Below are 17,918 nucleotides of genomic sequence, written 5' to 3' on the forward strand. Positions count from 1 at the left end.
CTCAGTGGTCGTGGCTGGCGCCAGACTTGTCGACGTCCGCCTTGATCAGAAAGCTCTGCTCACTGACGTAGGGCGTGTTGGGTTTCAGACCCCCAAGCACTTCGACAAACTCACCATCGCGTGCGCCCAGTTCGAGCATGCGCACCTCGTAGGTCTCCCCTACCTGGGCAAAGACCACGGTGAAATCGCGAAAGCGTTGAAGGCCCGACTCTTTGACCGCCAGCGGGACCTCGCGCGAGGCCACCGTCACCTCTGCCGAGACCGCCATGCCCGGGCGCCAGCGCCCTTCGGCGTTGGGCAGGGTCACGCGTGCCACCACCGTCTGGCCGGTGGCCAGCGGCAGCAGCGTCTCGATCGTGCCTTCGGCACTGGTACCGCCCGTGGCCGAGGAGACCTTGACCTGCTGGCCGGGCGTGATCTTTTCCGCATCCGGACCAATGGCGCGCAAGTCGACCCACACATCCGACATGTTGGCGATCTCCACCAGCGTGTTGGTATCGGCCACATCGCCCACGTTGGTCGGGCGTTGCAACACAATGCCATCGAAGGGCGCGGTGACGGCGTAGGTGCGCATGCTGTCGTTGCCCTCGACCGTGACCAGCGTCTGGCCACGCTTGACGCGATCGCCCTGCTGGACCTGGACCGAGCGCACGATGCCGGGGAAGCGTGCCTTGACCTGCGCGCGCCGGTTGTCATCCACGGCCACATTGCCCATCACCTGGATGGTCTCGCGGATCACCACCGGTCCGGCGTTCTCGACGACCACGCCGCCGTCTTTGGCGGCTTGGGCCGGGATCGTCGTGCGGCCTTCATAGGAGTCGTAAGTCCAAGTATGGGTTTTCCCCGCGTACTGGGCTTTGACTTCCACATCGAAGGAATGCGGCTCGGTCACCTGGCCGCTGCCGGTCAGGTACTGGTCTTCAGGCGTGAAGGTGAAGATATTGGTTTCCCCGTCCAATCGCTTGAGCGTCACGGTGGGAACCACTTCGCTTGGCTTGATCAGCTTTCCATCTTTGTAGGCATACAAACGATACTGAGGTGGAACGTTAGTTTCGAAGATCGTGACTTCGATGGCGAAATCCCCATCACGCAGCATGCGGCCGCGATTGGGACCGCGCTCGTAGTCGCCGCTGGCCGGGGCCGCTTCAGCGGCGGCTTCACCGGCCTTGGATGCCGGTTCACCGCCGCACGCCACCAACAGCAAAGGCAACAGCAAGAGAGTGAGATGACGACTCATGGAAAGGTGTCCTGGGTGGTTGCGGTGAGCCGATCGAGCTCCACCAGCAAGGTGTGATAGCGCGCATAGGCCTCGACGAGGCGCTCGCGCAGTTCAAAGAGCGTGGTCTGCGCCTGGGAGAGCGAGAGAAATGAGAACCGCCCTGCTTCGAAGCCGCGCCGGGTAAAGGCCAGGGCTTGCTCGGCTTTGGGCACCACACGTCCGCGCAACGACTCCACCTCGGTGCGTGCATGGCCCAGTTCCTGGTACTTCTCAAAGACCAGTTGATGGCGCTCGAACTGCTCGGCTTTTCGGCGCGCTTCGATGGCCGCCAGTTGCGCGTCGGCTTCGGCGATGGAGTACCCCGCCCGCGTGCGGCTGCCCAACGGTACGGACACCGACATCACCAGACCTTGATCACTGGGCCCTTCCAGACGACGCACGCCGACGTTGAAGTTCAGATCGGGTTTGCGAGCCGCCTCAGCGATACGACGACGGGCTTCGGCCAGGCGAGCCTCACGCGAGAAGGCTTGCTGATCGATCGTGTTCGGCAAGCGCGCCAGCAGCGTGTCCAGCGGTTCGACCTCGGGCAGATCGGTCAGATCAGCAGCCACCGTGTCGAAGTCCGGGATCGTGTCGCCCCAGGTCGCGGCCAAGGTGGTGCGGGCGCTGCTGAGCTCGTGCTCGGCATGCTCACGATCCAGCTCTGCGTTGGCCACGACGATTTCAGCCGCACGCAGATCCGACTCGGGGTTGCGTGCGGCCCAGACCCAGCCTGCTACCTCGCGGCGCGTACGCTCGGCTTGGCGAACGCGTTCGTTGGCAAAGTCCAGGCGCTGCTGATCCACTGCGACTTCGATGAAGCGGGCCGCCGTGCGACTGGTCAGTTCGATACGCGTGGCGTCGGCAGCGGTTTGCTGCTGATCGATCTCGGCAGCGCCCAAGGCCTGGCGAGCGGCGCGCTTGCCGCCCAACTCGATCAGACGGCCGATCCGCAAGGTGCTTTCGGCCGAATTCACTCCGCTGAGTGAACCGGTACCGCCCACGTTCTCCAGTTCGCCGGTGACGAAGTACTGCGGGGCCAAGCCCTCGCGCTCGGCGCGGGCACGGACGGCATCGAGTTGAGCTGCTTCGGCCGCTAGGGCCGGATTTGCACCTAAGGCGCGGGAAACCGCCTCCTGCAGGCGCAGAGGTTCAGTGGCGTGTGCCCATGGCACAACACCACAGGCTCCGGCCAAGGCCAGAACCCATGCATAACACAAGTTCACGGAACATCTCCGATTGGTTGATGGACAGACGTACTCAGGCCGCGCTAACGGCGGCCGGCCCTGTCATCAGGCAATCGGAGGTCTAAACGGCGAAGAGAGTCGCTGGGGAAGCGAAGAAGCCGGCGTCCACTGCAGACGCTGAGAGGCAGCCACTTCGACGGGCGGCAGGCGGAAACTGGTGAGCAGGCCGGAGGAAGAACCCGAATCGGCCTGGTGCATCAGCAGGTGCGTGCCCGAGGCGTGGTCTTGGTCGTGATCGGCATCGAGGGCATCGCCAGGATGGCCGTGGCCGTGCTCGCTCGCGACTTCGGCCGCATGCGCGGCCCCGTGGATTTCACCCACGAAATTCAGTGCCGGCCGCACGAGAACGCCCAGCACCAGCAGCAACAGCATGCTGACGTGCAAGACACTCTTGGCGCGGGCGGAAAACCGGATCACTGCATTAGCCTACGGGGTTAAGGACGGGCCTGTCCAGCACAGACGTTCGGGAAAGCAGCACCCACCAACGGTCTGCGATCAACGGGCATAACGGGTCAGCAAGTCCATGATGGCGCCGGCTTCCTTGGCCCGCTCGGCCTCGGTTTCGGCGGTCACCACATGCTCGCTCAGATGACCGGCGAGCACTTCCATCATCAGCGCATGCATGGCGCCCTTAGCCGCGGCAATCTGGATCAGCAGATCACCGCAGTCGCCTTCGGCTTCCAGTGCGCGCTCCAATGCCGCGACCTGACCGCCGATGCGGCGAACGCGGGTGAGCAGCTTCTTTTTGTCGCGGTGGGTATGCGCCATGGAAGCGATCATATACCCTATGGGGGTATCCAGCAACCCATCCCTGCCCCGTCATGAACCTCGATGCCCTGGCCGCTACGCGGCGCCATTCCCACGCCTTCGACCAAGGCAACCCGCTCGCCGAGCGCAACACGCGTCGGGCCATGATCCTGACCCTGATCATGATGGTCGTGGAGATCACCGGAGGCTGGTGGTACAACTCGATGGCCGTGTTGGCCGATGGATGGCACATGAGCTCCCACGCGTTGGCACTGGGCCTGTCGGTCTTCGCCTACGCCTGTGCGCGCCGCTTCGCGCAGGACCGTCGCTTTGCCTTCGGCACGTGGAAGATCGAAATCCTGGGCGGTTACACCAGCGCAATCCTGCTGCTGGGTGTGGCAGGCCTGATGGCCTTCCAGTCCATCGAGCGCCTGTTCCGCCCCAGCACCATCCACTACGAGCAGGCCATTGCCATTGCCATCGTGGGCCTGGCGGTCAACCTGCTGTGCGCCTGGTGGCTGCGGGATCACCATGATCACGGGCACGGGCACGACGATCACCATCACCATCACCATCACCATGAGCATCATGGCGATCACGGACACAGCGCCCATCACGATCTGAACCAGCGCTCGGCTTACCTGCATGTCATCGCCGATGCGGCGACCTCCGTGTTGGCGATCATCGCGCTGCTGGGTGGCATGTACTTCGGTGCGGCCTGGCTGGACCCGGTGATGGGGCTAGTGGGCGCGGCCCTGGTCTCGGTGTGGGCCTGGGGCCTGATTCGCCAGACCAGCAAGGTCTTGCTCGATGCGCAGATGGATGCTCCCGTAGTGGAAGAAATCCGCGAAGCCATCGAGCAAGGCTCGGTGCCGGCGCGTATCAGCGATCTGCACGTCTGGCAGGTAGGCCGTGGCAAGTTCGCCTGTGTGGCCGAGGTCGTGACCGAAGATCCCGTGCATCCGGATCATTTCAAGCATGCCTTGGCCATTCACGAGGAGATCGTGCACGTGACCATCGAGGCGCGGACCGCGCTCAGTGAAACGCCGCGATGAGCCGCCCCTCCCCTTGCACGGACATCTGCCAGTTCGATCGGAAGACCGACGTATGCGTGGGCTGCTTTCGCACCACCGAGGAGATCCGCAGTTGGCGCAAGTACACCGAGCACAAGCGACGCAGCATTCTGTCGCACGTGCCGCGGCGGCGGGCCAAGATCCAGGCACGTCGCGGCCAGCCGTCATAGCTTTGCGCACGAGCGCAGCGACGGCTACAGCACCTGCAGGGTAATCAGCGTCAGCACGAGGTAACGGCCCACCTTGGCCAGCGTCACCAGCAGCAGGAAGCGCCAGAGCGGCTCTTTCATGACCCCGGCGGCCAAGGTCAGCGGATCACCAATGATCGGCACCCAGCTCAGCAGCAACGACCAACTGCCATAGCGCTGGTAGCGGCGCTGGGCGCGCTCCAGGGCCGAGGCCGATACCGGAAACCAGCGACTGGTGCGAAAGCGCAGCAGTTGCTCGCCCAACCACCAGTTCACCACCGAACCGAGCACATTGCCGGCGCTTGCGACAAGCAATAGTGCCCACACCGGATAGCCGGCGACCAGCAAACTCACCAGCACGGCTTCGGACTGTGCCGGCACTAGCGTGGCGGCCAAGAACGCAGCCAAGAATAAACCCAAGTAGATCATCAGGTCAGCAATCGATGGGCCTGGGAATACAGTCTCTGTTGACTGACAGCATAGCCCACGATCAGTGGCGCCCGAGAGTGGCATGTTCTGACTTTTTGTAGGAGTTCTCTCAGCTACGAGTGCGGTGTTGTCCGACTTGAACGTGACAACCGATGCAGGTGAGTCTGGCCTTGCCCAGCGCAGCACCGTTTCGGTCGCTCAGTTGCGTCATGCACCCCGTGAGCAAGGGTGACGGGTACTGATGTTCTGTCGCATTTGTCTGCTTGCGATCTGAATTCACGCATTTATGTTGCAATGAGCTTGCTAGAGGACTTCTCTTCGCTCTAACGGCTCTACTCCTGCGCGGGCCGCAAGCTACCGCCTACTGGCACATTCGCGGCTAAGCAGGCACTAGATGGCGATCATGCGTTCATGTAGGTGTCTGGCCTACCACACATCACTAACATCAGCGAACTAGCGTGCTGAGCAGGCGGCGGGCTCCAGCAACTACTTCCGACGTCGCATGGAGGAACTAACGATGGGCCGATTCACTACGGTACTAGTTGGTCTACTCGCAGTCTTGGCCGCTAGTACGTCATTACACGCACAGAATGCCAGTGTCGAATCCACGCATGTCAACGGCGCCGCACAACAGCAGGAGATGCTGCAACAGGACGTGGCCTTGCAATTGGCCTCGATCAAATCGCGCCAGGATCTCGAGCAATATCTACGCAACTCGGGAAGCGCTTCGCCACTGGCCGCGCTCTCGGAATCGGGCAAGCGTCGCTTCATCGCCAGTCTGAAGTTCAATGAAAGCGGCATCACGAGCTTCAGTTACGGCGACCTGCAGACTGAACTCAACGCCTCGCAGATCTATCAGGTGATGAGCCTGTTTGGTGCCCAGCACACCGTGGCCATGATGCGGAATGTGCGCATCCAGAACGCAGTCGATGAGCAAATCATGCGTCCATTGGGCGGCCCGCCAGGTCCCGTGTGCCCTTCTCAGCCTTGTGACTACGAAGGCTACGAGTGCGCCAAGAAGGCGACCTGTTCCTACAACATCAACACGATCTGCATGAGAAATTGCTAGTCTTTCGGCTACCGGATGCTCAGGAAGATCCATGCACAGGATCCAGCAGCAGTTCTGCGCACTGTTTCTCATCGGCATCGGCGCCTTGAGCGCTTGGCCGGCCAACACCTTGGCTGGCCAAACGCTTGATGGGCGCTACGACCGCTTCATGGAGGTCCACGCGCAGACCCGCGGCCAGTCCACGGCCGAGCGTGCGACGGCGATGTCGGCCGCCTTCGACAATGGCTTCGCCGCCGCGCTGGCGCGTGATCCGGCCAGCATGGATAGTCAGGATCTGGCGACCCTCTTCAATGCGGCGAACATCGCCCACGCTTACTCGATCCAGGCCACGCACTTGCAGGCGATGCAGCGCGCCTTCGGCGAACTCCAAGCACGGGCTTTGGTCGAGCGACGCAGCTTCTCGGATATGCACGCGGCCCTTATGGCCTCGCGTCAGTTTGAGCAAGCCTCGGCTTTGGAGAAGACATTTCCCCAGTGGAACGTCGAACCGGCGCCGACGCTGGCGACCTCATCAAGCTCGGGGAAGACCGCGCTCGCGGTGCAAGAATCGGGTAACACCCTGACGCGCACCACGTTGGCGGTGGACCAGGGTGCCCGCGTGGTCGTCATCTCCCACCCCCTGTGTCACTTTTCCCGCAATGCCATGGCCGCCATTGAGGCGGACCCCGCCCTGTCTAAGGCCATGGCCCGCTCGCTCTGGCTGGCCCCGGTGGACCGAAAGCTCAATCTTGACGTGCTTCAGCAATGGAACCGCGAGCATCCGGAGCACCCCATGGTCATCGCTTTCGACCGGGCGGAGTGGCCTAACTTCGATTCGTGGTCCACGCCCATGTTCTACTTTCTACGCGACGGCAAGCTGGTATCGGTTGTAGAAGGGTGGCCCAGCGAGGGCAACAAGGAAGCCTTGCTCAAGGCCGCCAACCAGATAGGCCTGTAACTCCTCAGAGCACGCGCAGGATTCCCCGCGCTTCTGCGCTCCCGGCGACGCGCAAAGATCGCTAGGACGTACGACCGGTACACGCTGCTATAGCGCGGGCCACTTGTGCGCTAAATCCATCTAGCGCCCGGCTGCTGCCACTATGTGATCCATGATCCACCTCCTCCGTGGAAGCGGGTTGACCGGCGCGGCCTTGTTCGGTTTGCGATGGCTGGTCAAGTTCGTGGCCTCCAAGCGCGTGGGCCGACTCTCAGACTAGACGAACCGTGTGGCCAATGGATCCGGGCCCTATGCCTCGCACTCCCGCCGAGTGAGCATGTCAGGATCGACGCGTGGTTATCTAGCCTAGTTCTCTCGTAGCGCGAAGCGGCCCTAGAAGCCTCCAGCCCCCCTCAAAATCTCAATTCAAAGGGAGCTAGATCTGGTTTAATGGCGGCATGACCGCGCCCCCCCTGACCGAAGCTCGCCACTCGCTCAATGCGGTCTGCCCTTATTTCACCATGTTCCCTCTGAGCTTCCCCTTTCGGGCGCTCAGACAAGCATCACCACGCGCGGTCGTCCTGGACCCGTTCTGCGGTCGGGGAACCAGCAACTACGCGGCACGCTTTCTGGGACTACGCAGCTACGGAATCGATACGTCACCAGTGGCTGTTGCTATCGCCAAGGCTAAATTGGCCGACACCACACATACGGCGGTGATGGAGCTGGCCCGTCAGATTCTGACCGAGCATCAGGACTATGAAGTGCCAGAGGGAGAGTTTTGGGAAGGCGCTTATGATCCGGACACGCTGGATCAAATATGCCGTTTGCGTGCAGGACTGAAGCGTCGCCGAACTGAAGAGGCAGCATTGTTGCGAGGAATCGTTCTTGGTTGCTTGCATGGTCCGCTGGCCAAAGATCCTGAAAAATCGGGTTACTTCTCGAATCAGATGCCGCGGACCTTCGCCAGCAAGCCCGCGTATTCGGTGCGTTACTGGACTAGTCGAAATCTTCTGCCTCCTAAGATTGACGTCCTGAAGCCCATCGAACGTCGACTGGCGCGTATCGCTGCCGAAGAGCTCCCCAAGCGAAAGCATCACGGCTTGATTACGCAGGGCGACAGCACTCACGCCACGTCCTATGCGAAAGTCCAGGACAATCTCTCTTACGTCGTAACGTCGCCGCCCTACTACGGGCTCGTGACCTATGTGCAAGACCAATGGCTACGAAATTGGTTCGTCGGAGGCCCTGAGACAATCGACTACGGTCGAGGCAAGCAACTGTCGCATGAGTCGCCCGAAGCCTTCGCCAAGTCACTCGGAAAGGTGTGGAACCATTGTGGCGATCGACTCAAGCCGGACGGCAAAATGATCGTCCGCTTTGGCTCCATACGGTCGCGCGATCATGCGCCCTTGGATATTCTCCGACAGTCATTGGCCTCGTCCAGGCACGATTGGCGGATCGAGGGCTGGCTCGATGTCGGTACCGCGGATGCCGGCAAGCGACAGGCCGACACTATGGGTACACTCTCAAGCCCGACCACCGAATTTGACGTCACCATAGGTTTTTCCAGGGCCCGGCGATGAGTGTTAGGTCTTCGCCGTCGCGCACCCGTGGACATGCGTCTTGTAGGCAATAGTGCCGCGCAGGCTCGCCAGCAGAACAACCTCATGACTGCTACTGAGCAAATACGCGTGAGCCCGTATCCGGAAGCCCCCCAGTCTTCCATGCAGGGGTACGGCGCGCTGCCACTACGCTCTCCAGCGTAGCGTGACCGCTCTGGTGCTTTCAGCCACAGGCACGTCAAAGCGCTGAGTCTTGTCGCAGTACTGGTGGACAAACCCTTTGATTGCTCGGGCAGTGCGTACCACATCAACATCATCGGGAAGGTGGTAAGACAGGTCGTCAGACACGAAGACAATGGCCTTAGCGCGTGCACGCGAGATTGCCACATTGGTCCGGTTGAGGCCGAGCAGAAACTCCTCTTCGGCCTCAATCACATCGGGATCACCCACACCGAAGGACACCAGAATCAGATCGCGCTCGCCCCCCTGAAAGCGCTCGACCGTGTCCACAGCCCGCTCGATCAGCTCTCCTTCCTCAGCCGGAAAGGCCTGTCGCAGGCTACGAATTACTGCAGCGCGCTGAGCACGATGCGGCGTGACGATACCAAGGGTCTGCGTCCAAAAATGGATCGCGTCGAGGCCCGATACCGGCGGGTTCGAGCGCCCGCTCAGACCCTTTTGCAACGTCTCACGTGCCAAAAGTGCCGTAGCGACTACCAAGCCAGCCTCAAAATCGTTGGCCTGACCGGCTTTGCCATCAGCGTAGGTCACTGCCAGCGTGGACACGGCCGGATCCAGCAGCTTGGGGAACAGATCGCTCCAGGGCAGCGTGTCTGGCCAGTCAACAGGTTCCGCTAGCGGAACAGCCAGTGCCAACCGAGAATCGGGGAACTTGGCAGCCAACTTGGTCGGATAGCCCAGTTCCCGAGCAAAGCGCACCAGTCCCTCGGCCGAGCGATAGTTTTCCAAGAGGGGATATGCCTCTATCTCTCCAAAGCGCACCTGGAAGTAGTCCAGAATGCTTCCAACGAGGTGCTCACACCCCTTCGGAGATTCAACCTTTGAGATGGGGGGCATCTGCAGACGATCACCGAGGAGCACCAGTCGACCGCTGGGAGCCAGTTCGGCCAACGCGCCTATCGCGGAGGCGACATCTACTTGACTGGCTTCGTCGACCATCACCAGGTCGAACATCTCCAGCGCTGGCACCGCGGCAGACTTTTTCCCTCGGGGCGAAGGGAGGTTGGCCAGATTGAACAACTGCGCGGTCACGGCAAAAACAATGGTGGGCTTGTCCCCCTCCTCCATCTCCGCTCGCAGCACCTCAAGGCTCTTCCTATCGCATCTGCGGTAGTCGAGCAGCGCCTCAAGATCAGGCTCGCCGAGCTCACGCCGTTCAATCCAGCGTACCCGGGCTGCATCAGGGCCCAGTGCCAGCAACAGCGGTAACAGATCGGAGTAGAAGTTCTCGACGGTCTGGTAGTTGGGACCTGTAATCAGCAGCTTCTGGGGCATCTGACGCGTCACCGCCAGCCACAACTCGGCGGCTGCCAAGCCGGCGCCCGTAGTGGTCTTGCCCGTCCCAGGGGGACCCCAGATCAGCGACAGGCAACGACGCAAACCCGCCTGAATCGCATCCTCTTGACTCTCGTTGATCAGGTGACCTTGTTCGCGTAGCCACTGGATTGCCGCATTGATCTCCGCTTCGCTCCAATCTGACCTCTGGACGGCGACATTGGGAGCATCCCAAAGCACGCTGGCGCCCCGCATGGGCGCGTCCTTAGATGGCTTTGGCGGGGCAACCGTTTGTTTGCCTAGCGCCGTCAGCGCCTGGCTGTGCGGGTAAGCGATCACCGGATTGCCCAGGCTACGGATGAATTGCTCCTTTCGATAGGCCCCTTCGGCGAAGGGAGGTGCCTCGACCAAAGAACAGTCCGTGTCCAGGTTCAATCCATCAGCCTCCAAGGCATCGGCCACCGCCGCGTAGTAGCCCGGCTCGACAACCACGCGTGCGTTGACTCGATCGAGGTGAAGTATGGTGCACTTCAGCGCTTCGGCCATCGCGATGTACTTCTGATAACCCAACTCATCATGCGATCCGGTCAGGTACTTGCTCACACGCTGGTTCAAGATCCCGGGCACGGCGTTGAAGAACAAGGTCACCGAATCGCCGGTTTTAAGCTTGCTGTTACAGGAGGTCTCCGTGATCGTGTACACGCGCAGATCGTCGATTTTTTCTAGAGCGTAGTCCTTGAGCGCTTGACGCTCCTGTGCGCCGCTCAAACGCTTGACGAGCCGAATACTGCGATAGCCGGCCTCAAGCTCATCCGCATCATTTGCATAGCCGACCTTGCTACTAGTCGCCTCGATCTGCTGTTCGAGCTTGGCGTGCAGAATCAATAGCTGTCCATCCACGCTGACGCCTCGATAGGTCGGCAGCTTCATCAACTCCAGCGGAGGAGCGTTAGCGGTGAGCTGGCCTTTGTATTGCCGCTGTATGCAGATGGTGACCTTCATCAGCAGCATGACCAAGCTGCGAAGGGTTTGGTTGTAGGCCGCCACCTGGTCCTGGTGGTTAGCATGATGCTGAGGCTCCCAGATGTCGTAGATGCGCTCTTTTGGGATCGCATCACTCAGGGGCTCGTGCAGAAACGGCGGAATCTTGACGTGATCAGTCTCCGGCAGCAGCGCCTCACCTACGGCCAGGAGAGTTTGAACATAGGGGATCGGCAAAATCTCCAGACGCCGGATCGCATCGCGCACGAATGAAACCGCCGGCGTTAGCGCGTACTCGGGGTGAGCGATGACCTGCTCTGGCGGAAACAACCACACCAGTCCGTTCAAGCGCGTATCGCCCAGAAGCCGGTGCAAGTGGCGGCCAACCACCGTACGGAAGTGCTCGAACTGGCGTGCATCCCAGAAATAAACTTGCAGGGTGGCCTTCTTCAGATCCTCGTGGTCTGGGTCGGCCTGCGCCTTGTCGATCAGGTCGGCGAGGTAGTACATGACCCGCTGGAGCCCTTTGAACTCCTCATCCATCTCACGGCGTTCAACGGTCCAAGCTTCAGGACGCTGCTTCGGCTCGTCTGTAGGCACATACGGTTTGGGTTCGCTGCCGTAGTTGCGCTGCGCGCGGTAGTTGCCGTACACCGAGAAGCCCGTGGTGAATCCTGTGGCGGCATCGAAGTTAAGAAAAATGTACGCGCTCAGATGCGAGTATCGCGGCAGGCTTGCGCACTGGCGTCCGGTACTGGCGCGCGTGGCGGCCAACAGGTGTGCCGCACGACGCGGGAGCAGTTGGCGCTCGGCGGCTAGTCGGTTGTGGGCCTGGAAAACCGGCGCATCGGGCGACTGCTGTGATAGCGATTGCACCGTACTGACGCCCGCATCGCTCAAGGTACGCGCCATTCCTCGGGAGACGTCCGGAATGCGTGAAAGCAGGTCGTCGGATTCCACCTTAACCGAGCAGTGTTCAGCGTGTACGACTTCCTTGATCTGCGTTTTTGGATCCTTGCGCGCCCAAGGCTCGTGGGCATAAAAATCACACATGCCACAGTAAGGCCCTATATGTGGCGCCAATCTTTTCCATTCCTCACGCCCAGCCACTTCCACCAGGTCTTCGCGGAATATCTTTCGCATACTGATGACGTACTGATCGAACTCCACCATTTCCAAGCGGCCCAGCAAGGCTGCCATGCGCTCCTCAATCGGCACGGTGCTCAGGGTGGACATCGGCGCAGCATCGGGCGCATCCAGTGTCCACAGGGCTGGCTGATCGATCACCACGTACTTCTCGCCCAACCCCTCATGCTGAATCCACAGGGCGAGCAGTACGGCGTAGAGGGTTACCTCGATGGCGTAGCTGGCATTGACGTGCTCGCTACGCTTGATATCAATAGGTAGCAAACGCAGGCGCGCATCGTCTCTGGCCAGCGGCGTTGTCGAGCCATCGGGATTAACCTGACGCGCATGACGTTGCTGGGGTAATGGCATCGTCGCATCCAGTGCCAGCACAACATCCGGACGCAGGTCGGCTAGACGTGGCAAGTTAGACGCTACTGCAGCCTGTATACCCAGGGCGGCATAGAAGGCCGAACTCAGGTGCGAGGATTGAAATTCGCCCTCAACGAACACATAGGGCGCCACCACCCCATTCTTCAATGCATCCCGGAAGGCGGTTTTGCCGCCGGCCTTGGCCTTAGCTTTGCCCTTGGGCGCAAAGTTGCGCATGGCTCCGGGGAACGCGTGCTCGAGCTCTTCGAACCGCTGACCTTCCAGATCCCGCCCAGATCGCGTCAACGCCACGATACCTGGCCGCCACTTGGCCGGTGGGGGCATGCCCAACGCCTGCATGGTGGGGTGCGCATGCAGGGGCGCGTAGATGGACAGGTACAACTGGCGTCGACAGTTGGTGCGCAGAAACTGGGAAATGACGCCCTTGGATACGCGGGGATCTGCAGGAAGGGATTGCTCGTGCATCACAAGGGCGTCCTAGTTGAAGAGCCAGTTACACAAAGCGGACCTGAGCGGCCGGAGCGTACAGCTTTACCCGTGCAAGTCCCTGCTCGGCGCCAGAGCGGGTCGTATACCCCTCTGAGCTGCAGATGATCTCGTGATTGGGCGCTTTCAGGCGGAAGTACCACTGCTGATTGTTGCGGCTTTGCCACACTTCAAAGATCGGAATAGCGGACATCGGAACCTCTCCTTTCTGCTTCACTGAATCAAGTGAACCGGTAGGCAGACGAAGATCACCGCGGGGCAAGGTACCGGTACTCCTTGCCACCGCTGACAGATGAATCCTCTCGTCTCACGAGATACCCAGCCTCTGTCAGTTGCTTGAGTTTGTTGCTTACGTTGTTTGCCGCGCCGAGTTCATATGGCGCCTTGATCAGCATCGCCGTGGTGACTTCACCTTCGGTCATGGCGATATCGAAAACGGGTTTTAAGCCAGCGCTCGGAGGCGGCCCGATCAAAGACCACGTGCCTTGCTCGTCCCACACCACCATCGCCATACCCAGCTTGTGCGCAGCCGCATCCACGTTCTCCAGCAAATCCATGTTTGCCGCGCCGCTGATCGAAAAGGCCTTCTCACCGGCATACCGCTTGGCCAAGGCCACGAAGCTTTCGCGAGGGAATGACGCATCCAGCCGGGCCACCCCGGTCAAGTCAATGCGGTACAACACAGCGCCCGGCGTACGTTCAAGCGCCTCGAGTAACTTCGGGTACACCTCACGCCCTTCCTCACGGCCCCAGGCATCGGAGCGCTCCAAGAACTGCCTCAGAGGGAGGGTCGCGATCTGATTCATTATGTTCAGTGAAACAGAATTGAGGGGCCTAGTCAAGCGCGTACCGGAAGATCCAGTGGGTGCCTGGCAAAGGGGCCACTGCCGCACCGGTCCGTGCCTGGGTGATGACATACCCGCCCGCTGGCCCGGGCTCAAACCTCACGCGCATATCGGGCAGCCGAAGCTCAAGACGAGGTTCAGGCAGCCTCAGCAGGCGTTTGGCACTTTGGGTGATGCCGCACCCGGCCTCCTCGCCATGGCGTGAGATACCCGAGTTCACGGCATAAAGCAGCAACGCCTGATCATCCAAGGCGCCTTGGGGAGCCTGCTTGGCTAACAAGGCCGGCCGCAGCGTTTGAAGAATCCCCAGTCCTGCGTCAGCGACGACCACTTCAACCAGACGTCTTGAGCCCTGACGGGGCGTGTATACCTGCAGCGCCGCGTAGCCGGGGCTAGGCGAAGCACTGTGCGTGCGGACATTGCCGATCAACTCAGCAAAGCACGTAAAGGCCGTGTTGGCTAAAGCCTCCCGCACCTGGGGCAACGCGCACGCCGCCAGTTTCCCGGACAAACGCTCAGCGACGCTTCGGTCCATGGGACCACTGATCGGGATCCGAACAATCTCCTCCAGTGCCTCGCTCTGACCGCGACGAGCTTGCGACTGCCCTGCAGGCTCCAGCCCAACGACAGACACTGAAGGGGTCAGTTGCTCGAACACGCCTACCCGGTCCAGGTACGCGCCCAGACCCCAGGTAGCCAGATCGTGCAACTCGACAGGTAGCCCCTGATCGCCGAGTGCGTCGAGATAGGCACGCAGGCGTACACACGCAGCGATCGTCAGCTTCGTTTCTTGGCCGAAATGTAGCGCCAGCCCCTGCCCGCCGCGCACTACTTGGGACAGCCGCCCGTCCAGTTGTCCGGCGTCATACCATCCACTGTTCAAGAAGACCTTTTGCAAAGCGCTACCCGGTCCTTCGGAAACACTGCCGAGTAGTGTGGCATGTCCGGAGCACAAGGTCCGACGGTCAAGCACCCAGCGATTGTTTCCCGCAGCAAGCCATAAACTACGTGTACTTCCTTCGCTCGGACGCACATGCAGTACGCCCTCGTTGACGGCCGCCGCCAGGAGCCCTCGCCCGGCGCTCCCGGCGTGTGCGAAACCTGCGGCTCCGCCATGGTCGCCAAGTGCGGCCCGCGGCTAATGCACCACTGGGCGCACGCCAGCCGACGTGACTGCGATCCGTGGTGGGAGAACGAGACTCCTTGGCACCGTGCCTGGAAGGCGCTCTTCCCTGAGTCGTGCCGCGAGATCAGCCATGTCGCGCCCAACGGCGAAATTCATCGCGCGGACATCAAGACGCCTGCCGGAATCGTGATCGAAGTTCAACACTCGTCGATGACGGATGGAGAGCGTCTTTCACGTGAGCGCTTCTATGGAAATCTGGTTTGGGTGATCAACGGCAGTACGTTCGTGGATAACTTCCAGATCCACCACATGCTGCCCGACCCAACTTCAGACATTGCCCAGGACCTGATCTGGTATCCCGCTGCGCCGCGCATGGAAGGTGCAAACCGGGGAATCTTCCTGCGCCTGTCTGAGTGCCTGAAACAAAACCCGCTGGCCACCAAGAAAGCGCCAGGCGGAGGATTCATACACCCCCTACGCGACATCGAGAGAGAAGTTTCTCAGGTCTACCGTGGCCATCACCAGTACGTATGGATCCGACCGCGACGCACCTGGCTAGATGCGACCTGCCCCGTCTACATAGATTTCGGCCAAGACTGGCTCGCACGGCTGGACATCTACGACGAAACAGGGCTGCCTTGCATCTATCGCGTAAGAAAGCGCACGTTTCTGCACGACGCTATGGTCGAAACAGAAGCTCGTTCGATAGCAACCCGCTCCAGTCCGATTGACGAGAACACACAGAGCGCTTCTTGATGCGTCCTATGAAAAACACAACGCGCACCGAACGAGAGATCTTTGCTGACTTAGAGGCGCTTTGCCTACAGCCCGGCTTTGTCCATGCGCTGGCCTACCTTTGCTTCAGAGACAACATGATTCTGTATGAGAAGGATGTCACGGTCGATGACCTGCGTGAGGTTTCTGGTCCCGACAGATTGATGCGGACTGAGCTCACCACCTTGCACGGCCTGATGGTCAAGGCACCCATTGATTGGACGTTGCCATCACGGGAACTTCAGCAGCGGTACGTAGACCACGCTGAAAGCCTACTCCTGGAGCTACATCATGTGCTATCGGCTGCCTTTGATATCGGCGAGGTAGCCGAAGCACTCAAGCAAGGAAAGGACGTCAATCCCTTCGATTCGGGTGCCGTCATGCGAGAGCCCATCTTCTACGCAGCCGAGTCGGCGTACGACTTTCAGTACTTGGATTTAGCAGTCCGGCGCTATGAGGCCGACAACGATTGGCTCCAGCGAAACCGCGGCTTCACGATCGGTCAGGCCTGCCAGGTGGCCGATAGCATCAGCCTCCAGTGCCAGGTGCGCTTTGAGTCCTTGCGTGAGGAAATGCGCGATCGCCCGGCCGACCAGTGGACCATGGTGCCCGGCTTTTCCTTCACAGCTTCGGACATCGCGGCGCACTGCGGCCTAGACACAGGCTTGGTCGAGCGGGTCCTAGACGCGTTCACACTTCCCGATAGCGCAAACAATGCCTCCTTTTCAAGCCTACAGGACTTCAATCACGTCACAGCAACGCCTTTGATTCGACAGCCCGATGGCCAGTACATGTCACTGCAAAACTACGCGCTTGCAGAGGCAATATACGATTCACCATTTCATTGGATGCTGACAGACAAGTCCTACCGCGCACAGCAGGACAAGAACCGCGGAGCATTCACCGAGAACTTTGTAGCCGAGCGCCTTGCAAGCGTATTCGGAGCAGAGAACGTCTTTCTCAACGTTGATCTTTGGGAAGCCAAAGGCAAGAAGGCTGGCGAGATCGACGTACTGGTGCTGTGGGCTGACAGAGCCATCATCGTCCAGGCCAAGTCAAAGAGACTGACCATCGAAGCCCGCAAGGGGAATGACCAAGTCATCCGAGACGACTTTCAGAAGGGCGTTCAGGATGCTTATGACCAAGGCTTGCTATGCGCGGAGTGCTTGGGAGACGCGAAGTATCAAGTCACGCTATCGGATGGGTCAGAAGTCGTACTACCCCCTCAGATTAACGAGATCTTCGTTTTCTGTGTCGTCAGTGACCACTACCCCGCTCTTACCTTCCAATCTCGTCAGTTCCTGAAAACGCGCGATGTACCGCGCGTGCGCGCTGCGTTCATCACCGACGTATTTCTCATTGATGTACTGACAGAGCTACTCACCAGTCCCTTGCATTTGCTGAGCTACATCGCCCGCCGGACGCGGTACGGAGATCGACTGATGGCTGCTCAGGAGATGACCATCCTGGGCTATCACCTTCGGCACAACCTCTGGTTTGATGACGAGCAGAAACTGGTGCACATGGATGAGGGGTTCTCGCTCGGCATTGACATCGCTATGGCCGCGCGACGACGCGCACTACCTGGCGCCGCGACGCCACCAGGGCTACTGACCCACCATGAAGGAACGACGCTAAGCCGCATCTTGCAAGAGATTCAAGTCAGACCTGAGCCTGCGGTTCTTGATCAGGGATTCCAACTGTTGGAGTTAGATGGCCCAACGCGGGACGATCTCAACCGGCTGATTGACGGGCAGGCGCAGCAGGCCGCCCGTGATGGCAAGCCGCACAGCCTCGCGCTCATGTTCGCGGATAAGAGTGGACTCACGGTGCTGATCAGTGCGGAAAATGACCTAGAGGCGTCTCAGAGGCTGGCCGTGCTGACGACGCGCCGAAAATACCTGCAGAAGGCCGACCTATGGTTCGGCCTGTGCCTGGCCCCAGACCAGGCCCGGCTAAGATTCGGCATGCGACTGGCAGAACCTTGGCATCAGGATGATCAACTCGATGCCGCTGTGGCCCGAGAGGAACAGGTCCCGCCAGTGTCACGGAATGCCGCCATGAGGCAAGTGCTTCGAGGCGGAGAAGGCAACCAAAAAATCGGTCGAAATGATCCTTGCCCATGCGGTAGCGGACGAAAGTGGAAGAAGTGCTGCGGCCCATGAATTCCGAGTAGTCGCT

16 protein-coding genes are annotated in these 17,918 nt (G+C 60.4%); 7 read left to right on the forward strand and 9 right to left on the reverse strand.

The window, feature by feature from the left end; genetic code table 11:
* Position 1: 1 nt before the first annotated feature.
* From AC1Q5B_RS17910 to AC1Q5B_RS17925, 4 genes are all read right to left on the reverse strand, one after another.
* A complete protein-coding gene (locus AC1Q5B_RS17910) occupies positions 2-1,237 on the reverse strand; it encodes an efflux RND transporter periplasmic adaptor subunit (RefSeq protein WP_056881675.1) in 1,236 nt (411 codons plus the stop codon).
* Complete coding sequence (locus tag AC1Q5B_RS17915; RefSeq protein ID WP_081420489.1) at positions 1,234-2,484, reverse strand: TolC family protein; 1,251 nt, start codon at positions 2,482-2,484, stop codon at positions 1,234-1,236. Before AC1Q5B_RS17915 ends, AC1Q5B_RS17910 begins: the two co-directional genes overlap by 4 nt.
* A gap of 66 nt (positions 2,485-2,550) precedes the next feature.
* Positions 2,551-2,877: a hypothetical protein gene (locus AC1Q5B_RS17920; RefSeq protein WP_155944765.1), complete on the reverse strand. Its 327-nt coding sequence runs from the start codon at positions 2,875-2,877 to the stop codon at positions 2,551-2,553.
* Between the two features lie 123 nt (positions 2,878-3,000).
* The gene (locus AC1Q5B_RS17925; RefSeq protein WP_056881807.1) at positions 3,001-3,273 is read right to left on the reverse strand and encodes a metal/formaldehyde-sensitive transcriptional repressor; all 273 of its coding nucleotides are present in this window, start codon (positions 3,271-3,273) and stop codon (positions 3,001-3,003) included.
* A 53-nt stretch (positions 3,274-3,326) separates the two neighbouring features.
* Here AC1Q5B_RS17925 and dmeF point away from each other — a divergent pair, with 53 nt between their 5' ends.
* Positions 3,327-4,307, forward strand: a complete 981-nt coding sequence (dmeF, locus tag AC1Q5B_RS17930; RefSeq protein WP_056881678.1) for a CDF family Co(II)/Ni(II) efflux transporter DmeF — start codon at positions 3,327-3,329, stop codon at positions 4,305-4,307.
* Positions 4,304-4,495, forward strand: coding sequence for a DUF1289 domain-containing protein (locus tag AC1Q5B_RS17935; RefSeq protein ID WP_056881679.1), 192 nt, complete (start codon positions 4,304-4,306; stop codon positions 4,493-4,495). Before dmeF ends, AC1Q5B_RS17935 begins: the two co-directional genes overlap by 4 nt.
* Before the next feature lie 24 nt (positions 4,496-4,519).
* Here AC1Q5B_RS17935 and AC1Q5B_RS17940 read toward each other — a convergent pair whose 3' ends face one another.
* Positions 4,520-4,942 carry a YqaA family protein gene (locus tag AC1Q5B_RS17940; protein ID WP_056881680.1) on the reverse strand — a complete coding sequence of 141 codons (423 nt, stop codon included), beginning with the start codon at positions 4,940-4,942 and terminating at the stop codon, positions 4,520-4,522.
* Between the two features lie 517 nt (positions 4,943-5,459).
* Between AC1Q5B_RS17940 and AC1Q5B_RS17945 the strand changes: the two genes are divergently transcribed.
* The 3 genes from AC1Q5B_RS17945 (at position 5,460) to AC1Q5B_RS17955 (ending at position 8,513) form a co-directional block, all read left to right on the forward strand.
* Positions 5,460-6,011, forward strand: a complete 552-nt coding sequence (locus tag AC1Q5B_RS17945) for a hypothetical protein (protein WP_155944766.1) — start codon at positions 5,460-5,462, stop codon at positions 6,009-6,011.
* A 31-nt stretch (positions 6,012-6,042) separates the two neighbouring features.
* Complete coding sequence (locus AC1Q5B_RS17950) at positions 6,043-6,948, forward strand: hypothetical protein (RefSeq protein WP_492632824.1); 906 nt, start codon at positions 6,043-6,045, stop codon at positions 6,946-6,948.
* A 437-nt stretch (positions 6,949-7,385) separates the two neighbouring features.
* Positions 7,386-8,513 carry a class I SAM-dependent methyltransferase gene (locus AC1Q5B_RS17955; RefSeq protein WP_155944767.1) on the forward strand — a complete coding sequence of 376 codons (1,128 nt, stop codon included), beginning with the start codon at positions 7,386-7,388 and terminating at the stop codon, positions 8,511-8,513.
* Positions 8,514-8,678: 165 nt separating this feature from the next.
* Here the strand turns inward: AC1Q5B_RS17955 and AC1Q5B_RS17960 are convergent, their stop codons facing one another.
* Genes AC1Q5B_RS17960 through AC1Q5B_RS17975 form a run of 4 tightly spaced genes read right to left on the reverse strand, consistent with a single transcriptional unit; the run spans position 8,679 to position 14,735 of the window.
* On the reverse strand, positions 8,679-12,971 hold the full coding sequence (locus tag AC1Q5B_RS17960; protein WP_056881685.1) for a DEAD/DEAH box helicase: 4,293 nt from the start codon (positions 12,969-12,971) through the stop codon (positions 8,679-8,681).
* A gap of 28 nt (positions 12,972-12,999) precedes the next feature.
* Positions 13,000-13,185 (reverse strand): YegP family protein, encoded by a 186-nt coding sequence (locus tag AC1Q5B_RS17965; protein WP_056881686.1) that lies wholly within the window; start codon positions 13,183-13,185, stop codon positions 13,000-13,002.
* A 55-nt stretch (positions 13,186-13,240) separates the two neighbouring features.
* On the reverse strand, positions 13,241-13,798 hold the full coding sequence (locus AC1Q5B_RS17970; RefSeq protein WP_056881687.1) for a hypothetical protein: 558 nt from the start codon (positions 13,796-13,798) through the stop codon (positions 13,241-13,243).
* Positions 13,799-13,826: 28 nt separating this feature from the next.
* Entirely contained in the window at positions 13,827-14,735 is a 909-nt protein-coding gene (locus AC1Q5B_RS17975; RefSeq protein ID WP_056881688.1) for a hypothetical protein, read from the reverse strand.
* 135 nt (positions 14,736-14,870) lie between these two features.
* Between AC1Q5B_RS17975 and AC1Q5B_RS17980 the strand changes: the two genes are divergently transcribed.
* On the forward strand, positions 14,871-15,719 hold the full coding sequence (locus tag AC1Q5B_RS17980) for a competence protein CoiA (protein ID WP_056881689.1): 849 nt from the start codon (positions 14,871-14,873) through the stop codon (positions 15,717-15,719).
* Positions 15,720-15,727: 8 nt separating this feature from the next.
* Complete coding sequence (locus tag AC1Q5B_RS17985; protein ID WP_056881690.1) at positions 15,728-17,902, forward strand: SEC-C metal-binding domain-containing protein; 2,175 nt, start codon at positions 15,728-15,730, stop codon at positions 17,900-17,902.
* Positions 17,903-17,918 lie beyond the last annotated feature (16 nt).

The organism is Pseudoxanthomonas sp. GW835-FHT14C01 (genome assembly GCF_058793715.1).

What these genes read in the sequence shown, in the direction of transcription:
- AC1Q5B_RS17910 (WP_056881675.1), bottom strand. Translation starts at nt 1,237, where the DNA reads ATGAGTCGTCATCTCACTCTCTTGCTGTTGCCTTTGCTGTTGGTGGCG.
- AC1Q5B_RS17920 (WP_155944765.1), bottom strand. Translation starts at nt 2,877, where the DNA reads ATGCTGTTGCTGCTGGTGCTGGGCGTTCTCGTGCGGCCGGCACTGAAT.
- AC1Q5B_RS17925 (WP_056881807.1), bottom strand. Translation starts at nt 3,273, where the DNA reads ATGGCGCATACCCACCGCGACAAAAAGAAGCTGCTCACCCGCGTTCGC.
- dmeF (WP_056881678.1), top strand. Translation starts at nt 3,327, where the DNA reads ATGAACCTCGATGCCCTGGCCGCTACGCGGCGCCATTCCCACGCCTTC.
- AC1Q5B_RS17935 (WP_056881679.1), top strand. Translation starts at nt 4,304, where the DNA reads ATGAGCCGCCCCTCCCCTTGCACGGACATCTGCCAGTTCGATCGGAAG.
- AC1Q5B_RS17940 (WP_056881680.1), bottom strand. Translation starts at nt 4,942, where the DNA reads ATGATCTACTTGGGTTTATTCTTGGCTGCGTTCTTGGCCGCCACGCTA.
- AC1Q5B_RS17945 (WP_155944766.1), top strand. Translation starts at nt 5,460, where the DNA reads ATGGGCCGATTCACTACGGTACTAGTTGGTCTACTCGCAGTCTTGGCC.
- AC1Q5B_RS17950 (WP_492632824.1), top strand. Translation starts at nt 6,043, where the DNA reads ATGCACAGGATCCAGCAGCAGTTCTGCGCACTGTTTCTCATCGGCATC.
- AC1Q5B_RS17955 (WP_155944767.1), top strand. Translation starts at nt 7,386, where the DNA reads ATGACCGCGCCCCCCCTGACCGAAGCTCGCCACTCGCTCAATGCGGTC.
- AC1Q5B_RS17960 (WP_056881685.1), bottom strand. Translation starts at nt 12,971, where the DNA reads ATGCACGAGCAATCCCTTCCTGCAGATCCCCGCGTATCCAAGGGCGTC.
- AC1Q5B_RS17965 (WP_056881686.1), bottom strand. Translation starts at nt 13,185, where the DNA reads ATGTCCGCTATTCCGATCTTTGAAGTGTGGCAAAGCCGCAACAATCAG.
- AC1Q5B_RS17970 (WP_056881687.1), bottom strand. Translation starts at nt 13,798, where the DNA reads ATGAATCAGATCGCGACCCTCCCTCTGAGGCAGTTCTTGGAGCGCTCC.
- AC1Q5B_RS17980 (WP_056881689.1), top strand. Translation starts at nt 14,871, where the DNA reads ATGCAGTACGCCCTCGTTGACGGCCGCCGCCAGGAGCCCTCGCCCGGC.
- AC1Q5B_RS17985 (WP_056881690.1), top strand. Translation starts at nt 15,728, where the DNA reads ATGAAAAACACAACGCGCACCGAACGAGAGATCTTTGCTGACTTAGAG.